The 15960-nt window shown below is 47.1% G+C and carries 19 protein-coding genes; all 19 read left to right on the forward strand.

Going from position 1 to position 15960, the window contains the following annotated elements; all coding sequences use genetic code 11:
• The first annotated feature begins 5 nt into the window (after window positions 1-5).
• The 19 genes from HMPREF1548_RS30020 to HMPREF1548_RS15770 all read left to right on the forward strand — a co-directional run bounded on the left by HMPREF1548_RS30020 (window position 6) and on the right by HMPREF1548_RS15770 (window position 15915).
• Complete coding sequence (locus HMPREF1548_RS30020; protein ID WP_021637282.1) at window positions 6-500, forward strand: hypothetical protein; 495 nt, start codon at window positions 6-8, stop codon at window positions 498-500.
• A gap of 30 nt (window positions 501-530) precedes the next feature.
• Entirely contained in the window at window positions 531-1010 is a 480-nt protein-coding gene (locus HMPREF1548_RS15695; RefSeq protein ID WP_021637283.1) for a GNAT family N-acetyltransferase, read from the forward strand.
• Between the two features lie 212 nt (window positions 1011-1222).
• Window positions 1223-1573 carry an NUDIX domain-containing protein gene (locus tag HMPREF1548_RS15700; protein ID WP_243005909.1) on the forward strand — a complete coding sequence of 117 codons (351 nt, stop codon included), beginning with the start codon at window positions 1223-1225 and terminating at the stop codon, window positions 1571-1573.
• A 13-nt stretch (window positions 1574-1586) separates the two neighbouring features.
• On the forward strand, window positions 1587-1757 hold the full coding sequence (locus tag HMPREF1548_RS29045) for a hypothetical protein (RefSeq protein WP_021637285.1): 171 nt from the start codon (window positions 1587-1589) through the stop codon (window positions 1755-1757).
• 23 nt (window positions 1758-1780) lie between these two features.
• The gene (locus tag HMPREF1548_RS15705) at window positions 1781-2284 is read left to right on the forward strand and encodes a GNAT family N-acetyltransferase (protein ID WP_021637286.1); all 504 of its coding nucleotides are present in this window, start codon (window positions 1781-1783) and stop codon (window positions 2282-2284) included.
• A gap of 244 nt (window positions 2285-2528) precedes the next feature.
• Window positions 2529-2675 (forward strand): hypothetical protein, encoded by a 147-nt coding sequence (locus tag HMPREF1548_RS30025; RefSeq protein WP_181970274.1) that lies wholly within the window; start codon window positions 2529-2531, stop codon window positions 2673-2675.
• Between the two features lie 86 nt (window positions 2676-2761).
• Complete coding sequence (locus HMPREF1548_RS30580) at window positions 2762-3022, forward strand: 4Fe-4S dicluster domain-containing protein (protein ID WP_334309346.1); 261 nt, start codon at window positions 2762-2764, stop codon at window positions 3020-3022.
• 347 nt (window positions 3023-3369) lie between these two features.
• Entirely contained in the window at window positions 3370-4740 is a 1371-nt protein-coding gene (locus tag HMPREF1548_RS15720) for a hypothetical protein (RefSeq protein ID WP_021637290.1), read from the forward strand.
• 140 nt (window positions 4741-4880) lie between these two features.
• Window positions 4881-5663, forward strand: coding sequence for a helix-turn-helix domain-containing protein (locus HMPREF1548_RS15725; RefSeq protein WP_025491254.1), 783 nt, complete (start codon window positions 4881-4883; stop codon window positions 5661-5663).
• 218 nt (window positions 5664-5881) lie between these two features.
• A complete protein-coding gene (locus tag HMPREF1548_RS15730) occupies window positions 5882-6826 on the forward strand; it encodes an amino acid ABC transporter substrate-binding protein (protein ID WP_021637293.1) in 945 nt (314 codons plus the stop codon).
• Window positions 6827-6979: 153 nt separating this feature from the next.
• Window positions 6980-7633 (forward strand): amino acid ABC transporter permease, encoded by a 654-nt coding sequence (locus HMPREF1548_RS15735; RefSeq protein ID WP_035322406.1) that lies wholly within the window; start codon window positions 6980-6982, stop codon window positions 7631-7633.
• A gap of 98 nt (window positions 7634-7731) precedes the next feature.
• Window positions 7732-8496 (forward strand): amino acid ABC transporter ATP-binding protein, encoded by a 765-nt coding sequence (locus tag HMPREF1548_RS15740; protein WP_035322420.1) that lies wholly within the window; start codon window positions 7732-7734, stop codon window positions 8494-8496.
• 199 nt (window positions 8497-8695) lie between these two features.
• Entirely contained in the window at window positions 8696-10135 is a 1440-nt protein-coding gene (gene purB / locus HMPREF1548_RS15745) for an adenylosuccinate lyase (RefSeq protein ID WP_021637297.1), read from the forward strand.
• 56 nt (window positions 10136-10191) lie between these two features.
• Window positions 10192-10353 carry a hypothetical protein gene (locus HMPREF1548_RS29550; protein ID WP_157065693.1) on the forward strand — a complete coding sequence of 54 codons (162 nt, stop codon included), beginning with the start codon at window positions 10192-10194 and terminating at the stop codon, window positions 10351-10353.
• 89 nt (window positions 10354-10442) lie between these two features.
• Entirely contained in the window at window positions 10443-11258 is an 816-nt protein-coding gene (locus HMPREF1548_RS15750; protein WP_021637299.1) for a class I SAM-dependent methyltransferase, read from the forward strand.
• 379 nt (window positions 11259-11637) lie between these two features.
• Window positions 11638-13356 (forward strand): arginine--tRNA ligase, encoded by a 1719-nt coding sequence (gene argS / locus HMPREF1548_RS15755; RefSeq protein ID WP_021637300.1) that lies wholly within the window; start codon window positions 11638-11640, stop codon window positions 13354-13356.
• A 167-nt stretch (window positions 13357-13523) separates the two neighbouring features.
• Complete coding sequence (locus HMPREF1548_RS15760) at window positions 13524-14828, forward strand: alpha/beta hydrolase family protein (RefSeq protein WP_021637302.1); 1305 nt, start codon at window positions 13524-13526, stop codon at window positions 14826-14828.
• Window positions 14829-15032: 204 nt separating this feature from the next.
• Window positions 15033-15473 (forward strand): LytTR family DNA-binding domain-containing protein, encoded by a 441-nt coding sequence (locus HMPREF1548_RS15765; protein ID WP_021637304.1) that lies wholly within the window; start codon window positions 15033-15035, stop codon window positions 15471-15473.
• Window positions 15466-15915, forward strand: coding sequence for a DUF3021 domain-containing protein (locus HMPREF1548_RS15770; protein WP_021637305.1), 450 nt, complete (start codon window positions 15466-15468; stop codon window positions 15913-15915). Before HMPREF1548_RS15765 ends, HMPREF1548_RS15770 begins: the two co-directional genes overlap by 8 nt.
• The last annotated feature ends 45 nt before the right edge of the window (window positions 15916-15960 follow it).

Here is a 15960-nt window from a genome sequence, read left to right on the forward strand (position 1 = left end):
TAACTATGCTTTTAGCAATTGAATGTATGATTGCTTGTATAATTTTTGCATTGATTATACTGCCAACACAATATAAAAACCCAATCAAGTATATTATGTCGTATCCTCCAGAAATCAGAAAAAGAGTAGAGTCTTTGCCAGAATATAAAAATACTGTTAAAAGTACTGAAAAAGGACATATATTGAAGAAACTCATTGCTGTATTTGTGTGCATTACTCTTTTGGCGGCAGTCGCCTATTTTTCAGGAGCTAAGAAATTTGAAACAGCATTTTCACATGTGTTTATCTTATTCCTTGCCGTCAATCTCTTTGATGTAATTGTGCTTGATATTGGTGTATTCTGCCATAGTAAAAAATTAAGAATAGCTGGGACTGAAGATATGGATAAGGAATATAAGAATTATTTATTCCATATTAAAGGCGGCATAAAGGGAATTGTGTTGGGAAGTGTGATTTCTCTGCTATCTGCAAGCATTGTTTACATAGTATCTATTATATAAATTAGAATTTACCGGAGAGAATATAAAATTATGAGTGTGGGATTAAAGTTCAGATATGCGCAGCGAAAAGATGTTTCGCTGATATTGAGATTTATAAAAGAACTGGCTGTATATGAAAAGATGCTGGATGAGGTAATCGCAGATGAAATTATGCTGGAGGAATGGATTTTTGACAGGCAAAAGGCAGAAGTGATATTTGCGGTTGCTGAAGGCAAGGAAGTCGGCTTTGCTCTATTTTTTCATAATTTTTCTACCTTTTTAGGCAGGGCAGGCTTGTATCTGGAGGATTTATTTGTTTTACCGGAGTACAGAGGAAAAGGATATGGAAAAGCCATTCTAAAAAAACTTGCGGAAATTGCCGTCGAGCGTAAGTGCGGCCGGTTGGAATGGAGCTGCCTCGATTGGAATAAACCAAGCATAGATTTTTATTTATCACTTGATGCAGAGCCGATGTCTGATTGGACTGTGTATAGACTTACCGGTGACAGACTGAAGAAACTGGCACAATAATATAAATTACAGGTTGTGGAGAAAAAGCTGTTTGTACAGTTCCCTGAAGAAGGTGCAGAGACAGACGGCAGTAAACAGAAAAGCTCTGATGGAGAGCAATACAAAAACAGTGAGGTGTTTTTATGGAGTGTTATGCCCGTCCTTTTAATACACTTGGAAATTATTTTTCCGCAGATATTATGGCGATATATAGGGGGAAATGGGTGTTTTGCATGCATAAACAGCGGAATACGTGGGAGCACCCCAGCGGTTGGATAGAAAATGGCGAGACACCCATGGAGGCCGCAAAAAGAGAATTATTTGAAGAAACCGGAGCGGTTAATTTTGATATTGAGCCGCTCTGCGATTATTACATAGATGCGGAATTGAATGGCTATCACTATAAAGGGAATGGACAGGTATATTTTGCAGTTATCCATACTTTGGGCGATTTGCCGGACTACAGTGAAATGGGGAAGATCGGACTCTTTGATTCTCTGCCTGATAACTTAACGTATCCAATTATACGTGAATTTTTTCCGATAGCATTGGAAAAAAGAGCAGGGTTGAAATGTTCAGAATAGGAAGGGCATTACTATGGAAAATTTGGAATCCATGTATGTGGCAAAGGATAAAGTATTGAATTTGATAGAAGCTCCGGCGATTATCGAAAGGTATAAAGCCTATTTAGAGTACGTGGGCAGGCCAATCTATATGGAGTATGTCACATATCCTTCTTTTGAATTAAAATTAAAGAGACTGATTTAGATTTGAATTTACAGGTGAAAACAATGATATTTGAATCAGAAAGGTTAGGCTTTCGGTTGCTTGAACAGGGGGATTTGGATGAGCTTTTCAACAAAGTTTGGGGCAGCACAGAGACAATGCGTTTCTGTGGGGGCGCAATTGCAAGAAAGCAGATTCCTGAGATTATAGAATACAACCGGGGGCAGTATAACACGTATGGCAATGCGATTTTTGCAGTAATAAAAAACGATAGGCTTTTAGGTATTTGTGGAGGAGAGCCTGACGAGGAGGACCCGCTTCATGTTGAGCTCATTATTCACCTTGCAGGAGAATACCAGCATCAGGGTTATGGTACAGAAGCTTTGAAAGCATACGTTGAATGGCTCAGGGCCGGCAAAAAGGCTACATATATATACGCTTCAGTTCACCCTGACAATCAGGCTTCATTAAACATGACAAAGAAATGCGGCCTTGTTCAATGTGGGTTCAGGCAGTATGAAGATACAGGCTTTGTGGATGAACCATATTTCGAACTTATTCTCGATTAGAATAAGTTGGAGAGACAGGTGCTGCGAAACGAACCGGATGCAGGCAGGCTTTGTCAGTCATATGGGAATATACGCCATATGGGCCAGAACTAAGCATTAGAAAACAGTACAGGTATATTAAATGCGGCAATGGAGCTCCTCAGGTATATTGACAGATACCAGACGCGCATTCCCTGTGAAAGCCGGAACGCTGTACAATGCTTTTACAGTTGACAGGTTAGAAGGAGCAAAGGAGAATTTTGAAATGAAAAAAATTGGTTTAGGAATAGCTATATTATTATTTGCCCTTGTATTTAATTGCTGTTCATCTGGAATGGAGTGGGTAACTCTTATAATTGGGATGATTGGACTTGTTTTTTCTGTTATAGGTTTTCTGGATAAAAAAAGTTGAAGCCTAAATCTGCTGAAGCCGCATGTAATACGCAGAAAGGAACGCCGCCACAGGACGGTATCGGCCCTTTTTGCCATCTGGCAGGGTTGTTTGGCCAAAGACTTTATTTTTATAACCGGACAAAGCGTTATACGGATAAATTGAAAATAGACAGTTCGAGGTGTATTGGCTGCGGGCAATGTGCGGCGGTATGCCCCATGAAAAATATAACCTTAGTGGATGGAAGTGCCAAGTCAGGCGAGCGGTGTACTATGTGCTATCGCTGTATCAGCCGTTGCCCGCAACAGTGCATTACCTTATTGGGAAAACGTGTTGTGGAGCAATGCAGGATAGAAAGGTATCTTTGAGAAAGGCCGTTTTAAATACAGATTTTTAATACATATCGGATCGCTTCTATTCGTTGTTCTGTGGGATTTCAAAGGAACCTGAGGTTTTATGCCGCTTTTTTATGCCCTGCATGCAGTGGGATTTATTTTCGGTCCTCGTTAAGGAAGAAAAGGTGGCGGGAGTAATTGCGGTTTCAGATGCCGGAAGAAGGATGGTTATGATAAACGAAGAGGCGTGCGTTTTTTTTTGTATTTGGCAGGACAAAAGGAAAAATCCTGGCATGGCAGCTGGGGTAATAGGCATCATGCCGCAAAGGGTTGGGTTATGAACTACCGCGCCATATACAGGCGTTGGGAGGTTATGGACTATGGATTTTATCAATGAAATGGAAAATATGTTTCTTCAGGCCGTGCGGGGAGCGGTGGAGCCTGCCCTGTGGGAAGCCTGGTGGGATGCTCATGCGGAGCAGCTGAAATCCCACCTTTCCCCCGGTTATTTCCTGCGTATCAAACCCGGCAGGCCGGTGGATTACGCCTCCATGTGCCGCAGCCAGGAAGGAGTTCTGTACTATTTTTACAGGCAGGGACATCCTGTGGAAAACAGCTCTGACTATTACAAAATAAAGGCGGAAGAGGAATTCAAACGATGGCAGGAGAAACGCCTGCAGGATTATTATGAGAGGATTTCACCTGTTATGGATGCCTGGGAGGCCTTTCTTGCAAAGCATCCCGTGGCGCCGGTGGCTTTCGACTGGCAAAAGAGGCTGGGGACGCCGCCGGGACAGGTTGCAGATCCGTCCGCGCAGGTTCCTGATCCATCCGGCCAAATCCCGGCCCTGCCTCATCAGGCTCCGGCCACGCCCCGGAGCGCCAGCCCAATTTTACCGCAGGATAGCCAGAAGGAAAACAAAAGCCTCATGCACCTTCGCCTGAAGGAAAATATGCAGGCAAAAATTGCCCCTCTTGCCAGGGCATACGGCATGAAAAAGGCAGGCCCGAAAACCTTTGTAAAGGAACAGAACGGTATCGTCTCCTATCTGAATTTTGTGGGATATTTCAGGGGAGGCGGGTACGAGGCGATAGATTATTGTATCTGCCCGCTCTACGACATCCGCAGCCATATCCTCAATCTGCCGGGGGATGTCATGCACGGGGAACGCCGTAAGGAAATGCTCTCCGGATGGGGTGTCATACAATTTGATTTGAACGGGACAGATACGGAGGGCATCAACCGGAAATTTGACCAGATTCTTACCTTTCTTGCCGAAGAGGTATTCCCCCGCTGGGAACAGATTGACTGCCTGGAGGCCTTTTTCGCGCCTGAACGCCAGGCGTTATTTCAGGCGATGCTGGCAGGTCCGCCGGATCCAATCAGGGAATGCCTGCTGTGGGACGACAGGGCCGATGCCGCAAGGCCGCATCCATGGGGAGCCGACGAGTATCTGTTTGGTGTATGGGAACTGCTGTCCGGTCAGGAAGAAAACGGCTATGAGCGCCTTACCAGATGCCTGGAACAGGGAGAGCCTTATATCAGGCAGTACCAGGAGAACGAGGATTTTACAATAGAAAACAGCCTGAAGGATCCCATGAAGCTGTTATACTGCAATACGCAGCTTTTTTACAAAACCAGCGGACAGGTGGGTAAGGATGCCCGCAGACGGGCGGTTTTGGAAACCTATGAATATGTGTGCCGGTATATGAGAGGCTTCCATAAGCTGGAAAGGCTTCCGAAAAAGTGAATACTAAAGTAAAAGCGAACTTTTTTCATCGGATTACATAGATGCAACCTGAAATTGACAAAGTGCATTCCTTGAAACATGGAAAATGGCAGCGCGATCTGGCAGCATATTGCTATCAAATCACAGGAGGTATACATGCAATGAATTTAGGTGAAAAGATTTTTAAGCTAAGGAAAGAAAAAGGATTGTCTCAGGAGGCTTTGGCAGAACAAATCGGAACAACCAGACAGGCCGTCAGTAAATGGGAAAATAATCAGGGATTTCCGGAAACAGAAAAGCTTTTGCAATTATCTAATATCTTTGAGGTTTCAACTGATTTCTTATTAAAAGATGCAAAAACAGAAAAGAGTGCTGACGAAAAGGGATATTATGTGAGCAGGGAAATGGCGGAGGCATATATTATCAGTGAGAAAAAAGTCAGCCGGTATGTAGGAACAGGCTTTATGTTCTGGGCATTGGCCGGTATCCCTTATGTAATGTTTCCGGCAGGGACAACATGGCGGCTGCTTGGAATGGCGCTGTGCGTTGTGGCGGGAATTATTTCGGTGGTATTCGCAATGTTTTCAGAGGAAGCAAAATATAAGATTTTAAAGCAGGAACCATTGTTATTTGATTATGAATACCTGAAGGAATTATCGAAGGAGTATGCTTTCCGAAAAAAGAGATATGTGGCCGTGGCCATTCCCTGTACGGTGCTGTTTATTATCGGCGTTTTGGTTCTGGGCTTTACAGCGAGGGGATATATTGCATGGTCGGATTTTCATTCCTTTGTTTTCCTTGGATTTGCGGCAGGCATCTTCGGGTTTGTGTACTCTGCCGGTGTTATGGAAGCGTACGAATTGCTGGTGGAAAATGAGCAGTATTCGTCACGCATATTTTTCAGGATAAAACGGAAGATCAAGGAGAAGCTTGACAGAATCTGATTGCTGTCTGCAGAGCTTGATGCATAAAAGTCATTATGCTCTATCTGCCATCCGGGATGTTGTTTCTTCAATAAAATATCACATTAAAAATCACATTCAGTCTTGACACAGGAAATCACCTCATGATAGGATATTGCCAGTGATGATTTAGTATGCTAAATCGATAAATTAGTAAAGGAATGCTGTGGGACAGTATTCCTGCATGAGGAGGAAGAACTATGAAAAAGGCAGCGGCAATTCTGTTGGCAGGTGTGATGGCGTTTGGCCTGATCGGCTGCGGCGGTACACAGACATCAGGAAGCGGACAGGCCGAAGGCGCGGCACAGGAGAGCAGTGCGGCAGCGGATAACGCGGCGGCAGAAAGCACAGCGGCGGAAAGCGTACAGGAGGAAGAAAGCAGCACGCAGGCGCAGAGTGCGGATGCGGCGGCGGACGGAGAAGGACGCCAGTTTATTGTTGGCTTCGATGCGGAATTCCCGCCTTATGGTTATAAGGATGAGAGCGGTGAATATGTGGGATTTGATCTGGATCTGGCGGCTGAGGTATGCAAGCGTCAGGGCTGGGAGCTGGTAAAGCAGCCTATTGACTGGGATTCCAAGGATATGGAGCTGGATTCCGGAGCGATTGACTGCATCTGGAACGGATTTACAATGAACGGCAGGGAGGATCAGTATACCTTCAGCGTGCCTTATGTGGATAACAGCCAGGTATTTGTAGTGGCTGAGGACGCGGGAATTGAAACGAAAGCGGATCTGGCAGGCAAGGCAGTGGGAGTACAGAAGGATTCCTCCGCGTTGGCAGCCCTGGAAGGGGATGAAAAGGCGCTGGCCGATACCTTTGCGGCGCTGAACCAGTATGCGGATTATAATACGGCATTTATGGATCTGGAAGCGGGTGCCATTGATGCCCTGGCCATTGATATCGGCGTTGCCAATTACCAGATTGCCTCCAGAGACGGCGGCTATGTGATTTTGGACGGCGAGGCTCATAAGGAATACCTGTCCACAGAGCAGTACGGCATCGGCTTTAAGAAGGGCAATGAGGAACTGAAAAATACGGTTGAAGCGACCCTGATGGAGATGGCTGAGGACGGAACCTTTAAGCAGATAGCAGAAAAGTACGCAGATTACGGACTGCTTGACAGCATCTGCCTTGGAAAATAACAGAAGCTGGCTGAAGCCGCCGGTAAGTCAGTGAATAAATATTGATGATTCTCGGATAGAGATTCGGAAGGAAAGCCGCAACAGCGGCTTTTTTCCGGTTAAGGAATTTGGGAAAGCCCGAAGCAAACGAAAGAAAGATAAGTGGAGGAAGCCATGGAATTGGGAAATATGCTGCAGCAGCTCGCAGGGGGTATGCTGATTACAACGGAGATTTTTGTATTGACCCTGTTGTTCTCCCTGCCGCTGGGATTGTTTTTATCCTTTGGAAGGATGTCCAAAATCGGGGAGCTTCGTTTCATAACGAAAATTTACATATCGGTAATGAGGGGAACGCCGCTGATGCTGCAGCTGATTGTTGTGTATTTTGCGCCTTATTATGTGTTCGGCATGAAAATATCCAAGGGCTACCGGATGGTGGCGGTAATCCTGGCCTTTGTGCTGAATTATGCGGCGTACTTTGCGGAGATTTACCGTTCCGGAATCGAGTCCATGCCGGTGGGACAATATGAGGCGGCTAAAATTCTGGGCTACAGCCGTGCGCAGACCTTTGTAAAAATCATTCTGCCCCAGGTGATTAAGCGGGTGCTCCCTGCGGTGACAAATGAAATGATAACGCTGGTAAAGGATACCTCCCTGGCCTTTGTGCTTACCGTGACGGAGATGTTTACCATCGCCAAGCAGATAGCGGCGGCCCAGGCCTCCGTAGCTCCGCTGATGGCGGCCGGCGTATTTTATTATATTTTCAATCTGGTAGTTGCCATGGTGATGGAGCATGTGGAAAAACGCCTGAATTATTACAGAGGTTAAGGCAAAAGAAGCCTGGGAAAATGCAGGGGAAGCGGTTCCCCGGTATTTCCGGGCTCCGTTTCTACACAGAGTACACGGATAGGAGAAAAAGGAACAAAATGAGCCGGAATTTTCTTGAAATAAATCATATGAAAAAAAGCTTTGGGGAACTGGAGGTTATCAAGGATATTTCCCTGACCGTAAAGGAAGGGGAGGTGGTTTCCATCATAGGTCCTTCGGGCTCAGGAAAGTCTACGCTGCTTCGCTGCGCCACCATGCTGGAAAAAATGGACGGCGGGGAGCTTTCCTTTCTGGAGGAAAAGGCCGCCCATGAGGAAAACGGCAGGTGCGTGTATGCCTCCAGGGCGGATTTAAAGCGGATCCATAAGCATTTTGGACTGGTGTTCCAGAGCTTTAACCTGTTCCCGCATTACAGCGTCCTGAAAAATATCATAGATGCGCCCATGACGGTTGACGGCATTTCCAGGAAGGAAGCGGAGGCACGCGCCGAAAAGCTGCTGGCCCAGCTGGGCCTGTCCGATAAAAAGGATGCTTATCCCTATCAGCTTTCCGGCGGGCAGCAGCAGCGTGTTTCCATTGCGCGGGCGCTGGCCCTGCAGCCGAAAATCCTGTTTTTTGACGAACCTACCTCAGCGCTGGATCCGGAGCTGACCGGGGAGGTGTTAAAGGTAATCAGGCAGCTGGCGCAGGAGCATATGACAATGATCATTGTAACCCATGAAATGCAGTTTGCCAGGGAGCTTTCCGACCGGATCATCTTTATGGAGCAGGGCGTAATTTGTCAGGAAGGAACGCCGGAGGAGCTTTTCAGTTCACCTAATGCACGGGTCCGTGAGTTCATCGGGCGTGTGATGAACGTGTAAGTTTTCTTGATTTTTGAAAAGCGGTGAGATATACTTGTTTCAGTTATGCTGTCCTTTCCCGGGGAAATCATGGCAGCAAGGTCAGGCATTTTGCAGCGGGAAGGGTATGTGCAGGGTAATTGTTCAGTAAATGAAAAGCAGAAGGTTTCAGGACAGGCTGTCCTGACGGAACAATCTGAGTATAAAGGAGTTGCCGTTTATGAGTGATAATATGGACAGATATGTAAGCCCGCTTTCGGAGCGTTATGCGAGCAGGGAAATGCAGTACATTTTTTCCCCGGATATGAAATTCCGCACCTGGAGAAGGCTGTGGATCGCCCTGGCGGAGACGGAAAAGGAGCTGGGCCTTCCCATTACGGAGGAGCAGATCGCAGAATTAAAGGCCCATGCGGAGGATATCAACTATGAGGTTGCCAAAGCAAGGGAAAAAGAGGTGCGCCATGATGTTATGAGCCATGTTTATGCTTACGGCGTGCAGTGCCCGAAGGCGAAGGGGATTATCCATCTGGGGGCTACCTCCTGCTATGTGGGTGACAACACGGATATCATTGTGATGACGGAAGCGCTGAAGCTGGTGAAAAAGAAGCTTGTGAACGTGCTGGCGGAGCTTGCTTCCTTTGCCGGAAAATATAAGGATCTGCCCACCCTGGCATTCACCCATTTCCAGCCGGCCCAGCCCACAACGGTAGGCAAGCGCGCAACCCTGTGGATGCAGGAATTTTACCTGGATCTGGAGGATCTGGATTATGTGCTTTCCACTATGAAGCTGCTTGGCTCCAAGGGAACTACGGGAACACAGGCCTCTTTCCTGGAGCTGTTTGACGGCGATATGGACAAGGTAAATGCACTTGATCCCATGATTGCGGAAAAAATGGGCTTTCAGGCCTGCTATCCGGTATCCGGGCAGACCTATTCCCGTAAAATAGATACAAGAGTGCTCAACGTGCTGGCGGGAATCGCGGCAAGCGCCACCAAGATGTCCAATGACATCCGGCTTCTCCAGCATCTGAAGGAAGTGGAGGAACCTTTCGAGAAGAACCAGATCGGTTCCTCGGCCATGGCTTATAAGAGAAATCCCATGCGCAGTGAACGGATTGCGTCCCTTTCCCGCTATGTGATTGCGGATGCGCTCAATCCGGCGATTACCTCTGCGACCCAGTGGTTTGAACGTACCCTGGATGATTCCGCCAACAAGCGGCTGAGCGTGCCGGAAGGCTTCCTGGCTGTGGACGGCATCCTGGATCTGTGCCTGAATGTGGTGGACGGCCTGGTGGTATATCCGAAGGTCATTGAAAAACGGCTTATGAGTGAACTGCCTTTTATGGCAACGGAAAATATTATGATGGATGCGGTGAAAAAAGGCGGCGACCGCCAGGAGCTGCATGAAAAAATCCGGGAACTGTCCATGGAAGCCGGCAGGCGGGTGAAAGCGGAGGGTAAAGACAATAACCTGCTGGAGCTCATCGCACAGGAACCCATGTTTATGACTACCGCTGAAGAACTGGCCGAAACCATGGACCCTTCCAAATATATTGGCTGTGCCCCGGCACAGGTGGAAAGCTTCCTGAAGGATGTAATCGGGCCTGTGCTTGAGGAAAATAAAGAACTGCTGGGCGTGAAAGCGGAAATTAATGTGTAATAGCGGTTTACAGGATAAGGATAAGATAAGAAGAGGCTCTGCGGCGGCAGAGCCTTTTGGGGAATAAAAAGGAAATGTGGAAAGCCCCGGTTAAAGTCTGGATCCGGGATATGTATGAGGAACGGAAATGGAAATCGGAACGTAAGAAAGAAAATAAACAGGCAGGAAAAAGAGCTGTAGGACCGGTGGCGGCAGAGCTTAAAGATTTATTTGACTGACAGACAACGCAGTGCAGAATTGTCATTATATATAAAGACTTCCATGCGCAGTTCCATTATAATTACATACAAAATGGGAGCGATAATATATGGATAAAAATGGTTACCTGAAGCAGTACTACGGCAGTTACCGGGAAGATGCCCGTCTGTCTGCTGCAAAGCACGGCCTGGTGGAATATCTGACGACAATGAAATACATCCATAAATTTCTGGAACAGGGAATGCGTATTTTAGAGGTGGGAGCCGGAACCGGGCGCTATTCCCTTGCATTGGCGAAAGAAGGCTTCCGGGTAGATGCGGTGGAACTTTTGGAACACAACCTGAATATCCTGCGATCAAAAACGGAGGATGGCATGAGACTTCAGGCAGTACAGGGAGATGCCCTGGATTTGTCCCGCTATCAGGAGAATACGTTTGACATAACCCTTCTTCTCGGGCCGATGTATCATCTTTATACGCAGGATGAAAGGAAGAAAGCACTTGAGGAAGCCGTACGGGTAACCCGTGAAAACGGGATTCTGTATATCGCCTACTGCATGAATGATCCAACCGTGGTGGGAGAACTGTTTGCCCGGGGAACCATTTACGATTGCCTGGAGAAAGGAATGCTGACGGAGGATTTCCATTTTACCGCGCAGCCGGAGGATCTGTTTGCACTGGTGCGGACAGAGGATATTGCGGAACTGAACCAATCTGTACAGGCGGAACGGATCTGCCTGACAGCCACTGATGGCGCAACCGGATATATGCGCCCTGTCATAGACAATATGAACGATGAACAATTTGGCATCTATATGAAATACCATCTGGCGGTCTGTGAAAGACAGGATCTGATAGGGGCAAGCCACCATACGCTGGATATCCTGCGTAAAAAGACCCCGGCCTCCGGTACAAAACGTGAATAAAAAACTAAAACATAAAAAAGTAATTGCAATACCGGATAATTCATGCTATAAATAGACATTATAACTTTCAAAGGAGCGAATTATGAGTCAATTATTCTCACTTTCCATTCGACGCAGACGATGAGGCTTGTATCTTTATAGGTACAGGCTTAATTTGCTGTGTGCCTATAGAAAGTGAGTTGAATTATATTTATTTTCAAAGCACTGTCGGGCACACACAGCCTGTCGGTGCTTTTTTATTGCAATTGAAAACTAAATAATTGAAGCTGTGCAGTATTTATGCCGGAAGTAGTCCGGTGCCGCCCCGGCGGGCTGCAGAAGCATTTGAAAGCGCAGGGGCAGTTTCCAAACACGCTCTGCTGCGCAGAAGGGAGCAAGTATGAAATTATTAACAGAGCTGTTATCAGCAGTATTTATGAATGCATTTTCAAAGTGCGGTTATGATGAAACACTCGGTAAGGTCAGCATTTCCGACAGGCTTGACCTGTGCCAGTTTCAATGCAACGGCGCGCTGGCCGGAGCGAAAAGGTATAAGAAAGCACCTTTGACGATTGCGGAAGAGGTTGCAAATCAGATAACCGGCTGCATTTATATCCATAAAATAGAAGTGGTCCGGCCGGGTTTTATCAATATAAGCGTGCAGGATGAATTCCTTGCGGACTATGCCGAACAAATGTACCATGACAAATTTAAGGGGATCCCTCAGGCGGAAGCTGAGGAAACCATAGTGCTTGATTACGGAAATCCCAATGTTGCCAAACCGCTGCATGTCGGCCACCTGCGTTCAACCATCATCGGGGAAGCCTTAAAAAGAATCATTACAGCGACCGGCAGGAAAGCGGTTGGGGATGTCCATCTGGGGGATTGGGGCCTGCCGATGGGGCTGGTCCTTGCGGAACTGGAGGAAAGATACGCAGATACATTGCCCACGCTTACAACGGATTTATTAAATGAAATCTATCCGGCCGCAAGCCGGAAAAGTAAAACAAATGAGGTCTTTCTTGAAAAAGCAAGAACGATAACGGCCCGGCTTCAAAAAGGAGATACACATTATACAAAAATCTGGTGTAACATGGTTGAGGTATCTGTAAAGGAAATCAGAAAAAACTTTCAAAGATTGGACGTTTCCTTTGATTACTGGTATGGGGAAAGTGATTCCAGCAAATATGTGCCTCAGCTGCTGCAGCTGTTAACGGACCGGAACCTGCTTGTAAAAAGCGAGGGCGCACAGGTTGTGGAGGTGGCGAAGGAGAATGACAAAGCGCCGGTCCCTCCTGCGATTATTGTGAAATCCAACGGCTCGGAAGGATACGTGACGACAGATATTGCAGCGATTATACAGCGGGAAAAGGATTTCAGACCGGATAAAATATGGTATGTCGTAGATTTCAGGCAGAATTTACACTTTACCCAGGTATTCCGTGTCGCCCGGAAGGCAGAGCTGATACCAGAAAGCACGGAGCTTGCCCATCTGTGTTTTGGAACGGTAAACGGAAAAGACGGCAAGCCGTTTAAAACCAGGGAGGGCGGAGTAATGCAGCTGTCAGAGCTGCTGGATTCGGTAACAGCCTGTTCCTATGAAAAATTAAAATCATCAGATAATATCCCAGAGGCGGACAAAAAAGCCGCAGCGGAGAAAATAGGGATAGCAGCGGTGAAATTCGGTGACTTAATTAACCACTATTCCAAGGACTATGTTTTTGATACGGATAAATTTATGGCATCGGAGGGCAAAACAGGTGTCTATCTTCTATATACGGTTGCCCGTATCAATTCAATCCTCAGGAAAACCGGCATCAACTGCGGAAAGGTAAAACTGCAGGGAGTTTATTCAGAAAGTGAAAGAGAATTATTGTTAAAAATTGCACTCAGCGGCAACGCTTTTATAAACGCCTTTCATGAGAAAGCCCCCAATATTGTCTGTGAAAATGCTTACCAGATAGCAGTGGCATTTTCGAAATTTTACCATGAAAACCATATAATAAGCGAGAAAGATGAAAAGAAAAAAGCCTCCTGGCTGGCACTATGCGTCATTACAAAGGAGATGCTGCTAAAACATCTGGATACATTGGCAATAGAAACAGTGGATGTTATGTAATTTACAAAGCGGCGCCTTCCAATTTAAAATAGGAATATGCATTTCACGCTCCATTTCTGCATTCCGCTTCCCTGCGCATTGCGGATACGCTTTTCCTGCCCTATACTGACAGCAGACATTAAAAATCAGTCGGTCGGCCGGACAGGAAGCGGCAATGAAGGAGTGGCATGAGTTATTTTTTTCTGACAATTTTGTTTATAGCGGAGTTGGTGAAGGAAGGCATCTTTTTCTACAAAAGGAAACGGATACCGACGGTTCAAATGGGTTTTATTACCGCAGAAATCCTGATTTTCCTGCTGCTTGTCATATTTGGAGGCCTGCCCCTTGATACAGCCTGGCTGTTTCCTGGCATTTATCTTGTGTGCGGCCTTATATCTGCTTACTTCTTTTTTTCTGAGGGAAAAAAGAAGGACGGCAAAATAAGAAAGGCGGCAAAATACCATCCGTCGGCCCTTCCTGTTCATCTATTGCTTTTGTTCCTCTGCATGATACCGGCCCTTTTGTTCCCGCCTGTGATACCTTTGCCTGTAACCGGCGGCTACGCTTACGAGACGGTAAGCTTTACCTGGACGGATGATGCGAGGGAGGAGGAATTCTGCTCCGATGGTTCGTCCAGGCGGGTGGCGGTGCAGTTTTGGTATCCTGTTTCCGGGGAAGGGGAAACCTTCCCGCTGATCGTGTTTTCACATGGCGCCTTCGGGTACAGGATGAGCAATTATTCGGCCTATACCGAGCTTGCCTCCAACGGATATGTGGTATGCAGCGTGGAGCATCCATATCATGCAATTTTTTCAGAGCTGGACGATGGGGAAGTGATTATTGTGGATAAGCAGTTTATGAGTGATATTTCCAGAATAAATGGAGACGGCATGCCGGAAGAAGAAAACTTTCGGGTGACCAGACCCTGGCTTCGGCTGCGGACAGATGATTTGAACTTTGTAATGGATGAGATAACAAGGCTTTGTGGAGAAGAGGGTGCGTCCCTTCCTTTTTCCATAACGGATCCTGACAATATTGGGCTTTTCGGACATTCCCTTGGGGGCGCGGCTGCGGTGACGGCTGGACGGGAACGGCCGCAGGTGCGGGCTATCATCGATCTGGACGGGACTATGCTGGGCGAGGAAACCGGCTTTGCGGACGGAAAATACCAGATGAACACGGAGCCTTACCCGGTCCCCCTTTTATGCATCGATACCTCCGAACATTATGAGCAGGGGCAGAAATACGGCGATCAATATGTGAATCATGTAATTTTGTCACTGGCAAAGGATGGAAGAGAGATTCATTTTACCGATGCCGGGCATATGAATTTTACGGATCTTCCTCTTTTTTCCCCGCCGCTGGCAGCGCTGCTTGGGACCGGAAAGAGGGATGCGGGGGAATGTCTGGTCACGATGAACGGAATCATCAGGGATTATTTTGATTATTATCTGAAGGGACAGGGAACGCTTTCTCTACAGGAAACGTATTAGAAACCAGAAACAGCACAGTCCTCCGGCAGTCCTCCGAACCCTGGCCCGCTTGAGGCCCGCATGCAGTCGCGGCCACGCATAACCGTACCGCAGGCGGAACAGATGCCGTAAGGCCTGTACAGGAAGACTCATTTAAAAATCAGAAAAGGAAAGGATTCGCCTGACTGCGGCAGCGCCTGTCAGCTGCGGATCCGGGAACAGGCAATGCGCGTAACGGTGGAACGGATTGGCCGGGAAAAAGAAGAACAGGTCCTGATCCAATGCCATGAGGTGACGGAAAGTATACGGGAAATAGAGCGCTTCGTCAAGCTGCGCCAGGAAAAGCTGGAGGGCTATGACGCGGACAGAATGTACTGCATACCGCTTTCGGACGTATATTATGCGGAAGCCGTGGACAACCGCCTGTATATTTATACGGAAAAAAATGTGTACGAGCTTAAAATGAAACTATATGCCTTTGAAGAAAACTATTGCTCCGGGGAATTCTTCCGCTGCTCCAGAACGGCGGTGGTGAACCTGATGCGGGTTTCGTACCTGCGCCCCGGCCTGAACGGGCGGCTCTCCGCAAGGCTGACGAACGGCGAGGACATCATTATTTCCAGAAAATATGTAAATGCGTTGAAAGCGAGGCTGCAAAATGAGTAAAAAGGAATTTATGGGACAGGTGTTTATCAGTTTTTTTGTCGTGGTAACCTGCATAAACCTGGGGATGGCCTTTATGGGGATGATCTATGCCCCGGATACCAGGTTTGGCTATGAGGCCCTTCTGTTCCCGGTGTTCTACGGTTTTCTGGGGATTCTGCCCTCAGCCGTGCTCTACAGCAGAAAAGAGCTTACAGTGAAGCAGATGCTTCTCCGCAAAATCATACAGCTTATTTTGATAGAAGCGATAATGGTTGGCATCGTATTTTTTCTGGGAGGGACGGATTTTAATACGCTTTTACCCTTTATGGTTATGGTTTTGGCTGTCTGCCTGGCTGCGGAGGGCATCCTTTGGCTTGCGGCGGATAAAAAGGTCAGGAAGCTGAATGCCCAGCTGAAGCGGTTCCAGGATCGGGAACCGGCCGCAGATACATCCCGCGGCTGATGATGAATGTTATTATTCACTCAGTACTGTGCATTTACTGCACAG

The organism is Clostridium sp. KLE 1755 (genome assembly GCF_000466465.2).
GTDB lineage: Bacteria > Bacillota > Clostridia > Lachnospirales > Lachnospiraceae > Eisenbergiella > Eisenbergiella porci.

Coding starts and splice junctions, on each gene's coding strand:
- HMPREF1548_RS15700 (WP_243005909.1), top strand. CDS start 1,223: ATGCATAAACAGCGGAATACGTGGGAGCACCCCAGCGGTTGGATAGAA.
- HMPREF1548_RS15725 (WP_025491254.1), top strand. CDS start 4,881: ATGAATTTAGGTGAAAAGATTTTTAAGCTAAGGAAAGAAAAAGGATTG.
- argS (WP_021637300.1), top strand. CDS start 11,638: ATGAAATTATTAACAGAGCTGTTATCAGCAGTATTTATGAATGCATTT.
- HMPREF1548_RS30025 (WP_181970274.1), top strand. CDS start 2,529: ATGAAAAAAATTGGTTTAGGAATAGCTATATTATTATTTGCCCTTGTA.
- purB (WP_021637297.1), top strand. CDS start 8,696: ATGAGTGATAATATGGACAGATATGTAAGCCCGCTTTCGGAGCGTTAT.
- HMPREF1548_RS15705 (WP_021637286.1), top strand. CDS start 1,781: ATGATATTTGAATCAGAAAGGTTAGGCTTTCGGTTGCTTGAACAGGGG.
- HMPREF1548_RS15770 (WP_021637305.1), top strand. CDS start 15,466: ATGAGTAAAAAGGAATTTATGGGACAGGTGTTTATCAGTTTTTTTGTC.
- HMPREF1548_RS30020 (WP_021637282.1), top strand. CDS start 6: ATGCTTTTAGCAATTGAATGTATGATTGCTTGTATAATTTTTGCATTG.
- HMPREF1548_RS15765 (WP_021637304.1), top strand. CDS start 15,033: ATGCGCGTAACGGTGGAACGGATTGGCCGGGAAAAAGAAGAACAGGTC.
- HMPREF1548_RS15695 (WP_021637283.1), top strand. CDS start 531: ATGAGTGTGGGATTAAAGTTCAGATATGCGCAGCGAAAAGATGTTTCG.
- HMPREF1548_RS15730 (WP_021637293.1), top strand. CDS start 5,882: ATGAAAAAGGCAGCGGCAATTCTGTTGGCAGGTGTGATGGCGTTTGGC.
- HMPREF1548_RS15720 (WP_021637290.1), top strand. CDS start 3,370: ATGGATTTTATCAATGAAATGGAAAATATGTTTCTTCAGGCCGTGCGG.
- HMPREF1548_RS15740 (WP_035322420.1), top strand. CDS start 7,732: ATGAGCCGGAATTTTCTTGAAATAAATCATATGAAAAAAAGCTTTGGG.
- HMPREF1548_RS15750 (WP_021637299.1), top strand. CDS start 10,443: ATGGATAAAAATGGTTACCTGAAGCAGTACTACGGCAGTTACCGGGAA.
- HMPREF1548_RS15735 (WP_035322406.1), top strand. CDS start 6,980: ATGGAATTGGGAAATATGCTGCAGCAGCTCGCAGGGGGTATGCTGATT.
- HMPREF1548_RS15760 (WP_021637302.1), top strand. CDS start 13,524: ATGAGTTATTTTTTTCTGACAATTTTGTTTATAGCGGAGTTGGTGAAG.
- HMPREF1548_RS29045 (WP_021637285.1), top strand. CDS start 1,587: ATGGAAAATTTGGAATCCATGTATGTGGCAAAGGATAAAGTATTGAAT.